Below are 4,960 nucleotides of genomic sequence, written 5' to 3'. Positions count from 1 at the left end.
CACGAATGGCCCCGAAGCTGGTCGAGTGCGGCTCTGGACGGCCCGTCGACGAGAACGTCGGCGGCGAGTACGTCACCGTCGAGAGCACCGAGGACGTGCGAAAGATACGCGACTCGGCCATCGCCGCCTTCGAGGACGCGCTCTCGTCGAGCGAGCACTCGCGCCTCAATCGGTACGTACTCTCACAGATCGACGGCGTCATTCGGTACGTCGACGACGATTTGGACGACTACGACGAAGACGACGACGTTTCGGTCGGATGGATTAACCGAGAACTCGGCCAGTACGTTCTCGTCGGTGCGATGGCGCGGGCGACGCCACCGACGAGTGCAACTGTCGCCGACGAGATTCAGCAGGCCTTCTAACGCGGTTCCGAATTCGGTCACACTCGTTCGCCCGCGTCGTACGTGATTAATTGGTTTGTCACCCACGTCGGCGAGGGCCGTTGGCCCGATGCGTAGACCGGTAGGAACCGTACGCTCAGTCCAACGGGAACCGCGCGACGGCCCCTCTGCCGAGATACGAGACGTACAGCGCCTCGTCTTCGGCTTGCACGGAGAGCCGACTGTACGATTCCAGGGTATGCGTCCAGCATACGTCACCGGTTTCTCTGTCAAGCACGGTGAATTGCCGCTTGCTCGTGGTTACGACGTAGGGTCCAGACACGGTGATTTTTTCGACACTGGGCAGTTCGGTCACCGTCTTCCACCGTCGAGTTCCGTCCAGTCCGAAACAATCGACACGTCCGAGTATTCCGCCATCCGGGTCGTCGATACTACTCCCCACGAATACCGCATTCGACGTCGGTTCGACGAATTCGACATCGTAACCTGTCGACTGTTTCCATTGTGTCGTACCCGTCTGTCGGTCGAGTACGACCACCGTTCCGTCCGAGTCCGACCCGTGCAGAGAGAAATACACCTGTGGACCGAGTTCTACTGGGTAACCGAGGTTGCTAAGCATTCTCTCCCACCGAACACCCCCGTCTGGCTCGTAGGCTGTGATATTTGACCCCTGAGTAACGAGCACGAGGCGTGTATCTACCGTCACTCCGGGGTACTCCGACGAGGGTTCTGTTCCCCATTGGACGCTTCCATCGGTCGTGGAGAGAGCGACGACACGCGTTTCGGTCTCGTTGACTGGTTCCGGAACGATAAGCAAGTCGTCGAGTAATCCGGACAGGCGATAGGTCGAAACAGTCCGGTTAAATCGTTGTTCACCCGTCACTGCATCGTACTTGAGCTCGATGAGGAGCGACCCGGACCGAGCGATGCGTGAGCGCTCAGTGCGTCCTTCACGGTGCCATACCAGTCCACCGGCTTGGTCGACAGTGTAGAGATCCCCATCTGTACTGTGGACGTGAGAGAAGCTCCCGTTCGCGGGTACGGCCGGTTGTGATTCGAGCGGCCCACCTGTTTCGAAGCGGAATGCGGTCGAGCCATCGTGGCGACGCATCCCGTACAGTGCCTTGTCTTGTGCCCCAACGAACACCCAGTCGTCGCCGACGGCAAGCGGGCTTGTCGAAGTTGCATTCGGGATGTCCCGTCGCCAAACGGGGTCCGCGCTTCGCTCGATTGGAAGCGAACTGCAGCCAGTGACGGCAATCGATCCAATGGTGGTGAGACCTCCGAGCACGGCACGGCGCGGAACACCTCGGTTTCGGTTCGGAGCCGAGTCGCCCGGCTGGTTCTCTGCGGCAGCCTGTCGGTCGGGGCGCTTACTCGGCATCGAGCACCTCCGCGTCGAGTCGAGCAAGTTGCCAAGCCTGCCCAACGTACACACCGTCTCCGATTGCTGCGGCCCACTCGAACTCGCCACCGTCGAGGTACCCCTCTATCCGGTATTCGTTGACGAGTGTCCCCTCTGTGGTGTGGATGTACAGCACTTCGGGTGAGTATGGAACTGTCCCACTACTTCCACGGATGGAAACGTTACTACCGGCTACTGTCACGAGTCTGTCGCCAATTTTTGTCGGTCCGCACGTGACTGCGTTGGCTAGCTCTGTGCGCCACTGTCGAGTTCCTGTTTCCGCATCGAACGCGTACAGGTAGTAGTCGGCGGAGCCGACGTACACGCGTCCGTCCGAAACGAGCGGGCGAGAGAAGACGGTGTTTTCGAGTGAACCGCCCCACTGTTTCTCTCCGCTCGATGTATCGAAGGCCAGCAATTCTTCTGTTGCACTGCCAACGTAGGCCGTTCCTGCCTCGATTTCGACAGTCGACATCGGTGCACCAACGTCTACGCGCCACTGCTCGGTGCCTGTAGCCGACACTCGGCGAAGCGTGCCGTCGAGTAAAGGTATGATGACGCCGGTCCCATCGGTGGCTGGGGAACCAGCAACCGACGCCGCTAACTCGAAGCTGAATCGTTCGGTCCCATCCGTACGGGAAAACCCGATGAGTCTGTCGGTAACGTCGTCTTCGGTTCCCGACACAGGAACCACGACAACATCTCCAACCGGAACTGGGGCGAAGCGCGTCACGCCCGGATCTGGTTGGTCGATGCCCGAAATTGAAGAAGTCCATACTCGCTCGCCCATTCGGTAATCGACCGCAAACGCCGTGCCACCCTTCGTGTAAAGATAGGCATACTGGTCATCGGCCCCGACCGGTGACCGTTCACCCTCGTACCATTCATACTCCAGCGCTTTTCACCGGTTTCGGAATCGATGGCGGTCATGGCAGCGTCATCCGAAAATGGATCATTAGAGCCTACGAGCAGTAGCCCGGATGTCGGTTGGACGCCGAGTGTTGGCTCTCTCACATCCCTCGTCCACACTGTCGGTGCTGGGAAGGAGGTGTCATCCTTCGAGAAACCAGTACAGCCGGAAAGCCCGACTGCAAGCGCAGGGGGGTCTTGAGCGCGTCACGTCGCGAATAGAGGACCATTTGACGAATACCATTGTATTTCTGAAATTAATCCTGTCGATGTTAAGACATTATGCGTCTTATGGCACTGTCAAAGAAAAATATTGGCTGATTGGCGATTAGGCGTTACTTTTGATGCTCGAATGCAAAAAGCACGTGAGCGTCCTTTTCCCACGTTCGAGCATATTTGATAACACCTTCGATATCATACGTATCCGCCTCACTATCGACCGTGCCAGTGGCAGCATCACCGCCACTCACTGATTCCGAATCCTCACAGTTGTCGGTTTTTCTTATGGAATCAGTGACACGGAACTCGTACTGTCCCCAGCCCGATACATCAACTTCACCAACCGAATAGGTATTTACGTTATCTACTTCGAGAGTAAGATCGCCGATGAGCCTCACATTTTCGATCATACCGCTAAACGGCTCTTCTATCTCGCCACCATCAAGTGAACCTTCAATATTTGATGAGCCATCGATGATTACACCGTAATCTCCTTCACCGCTAATGGTGACGGTTTGTTCAGCGGCGGCAGCGGATTGAACATTTGCGAGCGCACCACCGGTAATGCCGGCCGTGGCGATACTCCTCTTCAGGAACGACCGTCGAGATACGTTGCCATTTTCAGACATCGCATTGTGGACGACGATACGAGAAACATTATATTTTGCCAACAAGAACAAATATGAAGATTAATCTGTTATTGCGAATTGGTTTTTATAAATATTATTATTAGATAACATTTTTATTCTCTCCACTGGTATCACAGCGAATTAACAGTCACTAACATTCTGGTCTATCACTGTAGTCGCCTGTGGGGCCGTGGCTTGAAGCCGCTCAACATTTGTACTCGGTTGGACGACCGCATAGTGTCGAACCGATTGGCAACTCGCTACTTCGCGGAGTGACCACCAGTATTGGTACAGACTTGCAGTCATACGCCGATAGATCTGCCGATGTGAACGATATCGTGCACTGCCAACACACGTTGCGCATGCTGCACTCAGGGATGGGGTTCGTCTCGTGGGTCTTTCCGAACTGAGGATGCCGCTCGTGAGTTTGGAGGTCATCTCCAGATTGCTGTGCACGACGACGTGGAAGTACGGGAATCTGTTTGCAACCTCGTTTATCTTGTTACGGCGGCGCTTGTACAGTATCGACTCCATTGCGACGCTGGGACGATTTTGTTAGTTTCGTAGTCATCCAAACCACCATGCTGAAAAAGAAAGGAGTTGATAGGCACTGTCTAGTTAAGCCACTTTGAGAAGCGAGCAGGCCGTTGCGTGAGTTGGCTATGACGCTCGCAGTGCTGATCTGACTATCTTATCACCGTTGTAAGACACTCAGCAACCCGGTTCAACTTTGATATACCCGTTTTTAATATCTTGCAGGATTGCGCCCTAGAATAAGGTTGCAAGCAGAGATGAATAGATGATGAATAAGAGAATTACTGACGGAAGCTGAGCTAATTCGATTACGTTGAGAAAATTCGCACCGACGAGGGCACCGAACCCTCCGGACAAGATACCAACCACCCCTCCAGTAGCGCCCGCCCAGTGGTTCGGTTCTGTACGGATGGTAATCGGTGGAATGCCGAACTGTCGTTCCAGTCTCCGCACCGCGATTGACAGGAACAATATGCCCGGAAACGTCGCCAGCCCGAACCAGTGGCCGCTCCCGAAAAACCACGGTGTGAGCACCGTTAGCGAGAACAGGAGGACGAAAAATGCCACGATGTTTCTGGTCTTCTGAAACATACCCTACTACACTGGTTTCTCCACGACTTTATTACTGTTGTGTTGGTATTAGATTTCAAACACTATCTGATTTCTCTCGGGAGTTGACCCCGAAATCTCACTTTTAATCGCTTGAACCCCCGCTATTCCGGGGAACTGCTCTGATGGTGATGAACTCCATCGGACGAACCAATGAACATTGCTGGCGACGTCACAGAGTTGGTCGGGAAGACGCCACTCGTCCGTCTTGACTCATTCGAGGGGAATATCCTCGCAAAGCTCGAATCTTTCAACCCGACGAACTCCGTCAAAGACCGAATCGGCGTTGCAATGCTCGAACAGGCCGAAAG

5 protein-coding genes and 1 pseudogene are annotated in these 4,960 nt (G+C 54.9%); 2 read left to right on the top strand and 4 right to left on the bottom strand.

Annotation, left to right across the window (positions count from 1 at the left end):
• Positions 1-365: pseudogene (locus QT222_RS06660) on the top strand (hypothetical protein); the annotation flags it as partial.
• 115 nt (positions 366-480) lie between these two features.
• Here the strand turns inward: QT222_RS06660 and QT222_RS06655 are convergent.
• From QT222_RS06655 to QT222_RS06640, 4 genes are all read right to left on the bottom strand, one after another.
• The gene (locus tag QT222_RS06655; RefSeq protein ID WP_491476709.1) at positions 481-1,728 is read right to left on the bottom strand and encodes an outer membrane protein assembly factor BamB family protein; all 1,248 of its coding nucleotides are present in this window, start codon (positions 1,726-1,728) and stop codon (positions 481-483) included.
• Positions 1,718-2,539 (bottom strand): outer membrane protein assembly factor BamB family protein, encoded by an 822-nt coding sequence (locus QT222_RS06650; protein ID WP_491476708.1) that lies wholly within the window; start codon positions 2,537-2,539, stop codon positions 1,718-1,720. The genes QT222_RS06655 and QT222_RS06650 overlap by 11 nt, the downstream gene beginning before the upstream one ends.
• A 454-nt stretch (positions 2,540-2,993) precedes the next feature.
• Positions 2,994-3,557: a twin-arginine translocation signal domain-containing protein gene (locus tag QT222_RS06645; protein WP_491476707.1), complete on the bottom strand. Its 564-nt coding sequence runs from the start codon at positions 3,555-3,557 to the stop codon at positions 2,994-2,996.
• A 717-nt stretch (positions 3,558-4,274) separates the two neighbouring features.
• Positions 4,275-4,631: a hypothetical protein gene (locus tag QT222_RS06640; RefSeq protein ID WP_491476706.1), complete on the bottom strand. Its 357-nt coding sequence runs from the start codon at positions 4,629-4,631 to the stop codon at positions 4,275-4,277.
• A 171-nt stretch (positions 4,632-4,802) separates the two neighbouring features.
• Between QT222_RS06640 and QT222_RS06635 the strand changes: the two genes are divergently transcribed.
• A partial coding sequence (locus QT222_RS06635; RefSeq protein WP_491476710.1) for a pyridoxal-phosphate dependent enzyme occupies positions 4,803-4,960 on the top strand: 158 nt, incomplete at its 3' end.

The organism is Haloferax sp. s1 (assembly GCF_058382125.1).
This window is presented reverse-complemented; position numbering and strand designations above follow the sequence as displayed.

Coding starts and splice junctions, on each gene's coding strand:
- QT222_RS06655 (WP_491476709.1), bottom strand. CDS start 1,728: ATGCCGAGTAAGCGCCCCGACCGACAGGCTGCCGCAGAGAACCAGCCG.
- QT222_RS06650 (WP_491476708.1), bottom strand. CDS start 2,539: ATGGGCGAGCGAGTATGGACTTCTTCAATTTCGGGCATCGACCAACCA.
- QT222_RS06640 (WP_491476706.1), bottom strand. CDS start 4,631: ATGTTTCAGAAGACCAGAAACATCGTGGCATTTTTCGTCCTCCTGTTC.